This is a genomic window from Streptomyces alkaliphilus, from assembly GCF_014141535.1.
GTDB lineage: Bacteria > Actinomycetota > Actinomycetes > Streptomycetales > Streptomycetaceae > Streptomyces > Streptomyces alkaliphilus.
The window spans coordinates 1-1,053 of record NZ_VKHT01001359.1 but is presented as its reverse complement, the minus strand read 5'-3'; the positions used below and the strand labels follow the sequence as shown (position 1 = coordinate 1,053).

Sequence of the window (1,053 nt, the reverse complement as noted above, 5' to 3'; positions counted from 1 at the left end):
GCCGATGACCCCCGTCCCGGCCCCGGGGAGCCCGACGCCGGGAGATCGCGGGGCGTCGCCGGTACCGCAGCCCGGGTCCACCGCCGCCTCGTGGTCAACCGTTCCCGCCTCGGCCACCGGATCGGATACGCGCTGCGCCACCCCGGCCGGATCCTGCCCCACCTGCGCCGGGCCGCCCGTGACGCCCGGCTGCGCCGCAGGCACCCCGACCACGTCTCCTACTACTCCGCCGTGATGGCCTCCGACGTGCGCCGCAGCCCCGAGGCCGCGGTGGGCAGCGCCAACCGTGAGCGGTGGCTGGCGCTGGGGAAGATGCAGTACGACTACCTGGTCGGTCACGGGCTCAAGCCGCACCACCGGATGCTCGAGATCGGCTGCGGCAACCTGCGCGCCGGACGGCTGTTCATCGCCCACCTCGACACCGGGCACTACCACGGCATCGACATCTCCCCGGACATCCTGCTGTACGCCCACCGCACGGTGGCCGAGTACGACCTGCGGGACAAGTTGCCGCACCTGAGCCTGACCCGGGACCTGCGGCTGGAGTTCCTGCCCTCGGAACACTTCGACGTGGTCCACGCGCACAGCGTCTTCTCCCACTCGCCCATCGAGGTCATCGACGAGTGCCTGGCCCACGTGGGACGGGTCCTCAAGCCGGAGGGCTTCTTCGACTTCACCTTCGACCGCACCGAGGGCGAGGAACACCAGGTGCTGCGGGAGGACTTCTACTACCGCACCGAGACCCTGGTCGGCCTCGCCCGCCGACACGGCCTGCACGCCCGCTTCATGGACGACTGGGAGAAGCTGCCGCACAAGCAGTCCAGGATCCGGGTCAGCCGGAGCCCCGAGCCCCGCCTGTCCTGACTGCGGGCGGGTGCGCCGGGGACACCGCGCACCGGGCGTCGTCCGCCCTCCCGACACGGGCGAACGGCCGCCCGCGCACCGCGCGCGGTCGGCCGCTCGCCCTTCTCCGGGGCCCCGGTCAGTGCCGGTGCAGGTGGAGGTGGTCCCGCGGATGGGAGACCCGCAGATCACCCGCCCCGCAGGCCACCC

At 72.8% G+C, this 1,053-nt stretch carries 1 protein-coding gene; it reads left to right on the top strand.

All coding sequences use genetic code 11. The annotated features are described in order from the left end of the window. The first annotated feature begins 90 nt into the window (after positions 1 to 90). On the top strand, positions 91 to 864 hold the full coding sequence (locus tag FNQ90_RS24470; protein WP_182608331.1) for a class I SAM-dependent methyltransferase: 774 nt from the start codon (positions 91 to 93) through the stop codon (positions 862 to 864). Positions 865 to 1,053: the final 189 nt, after the last annotated feature.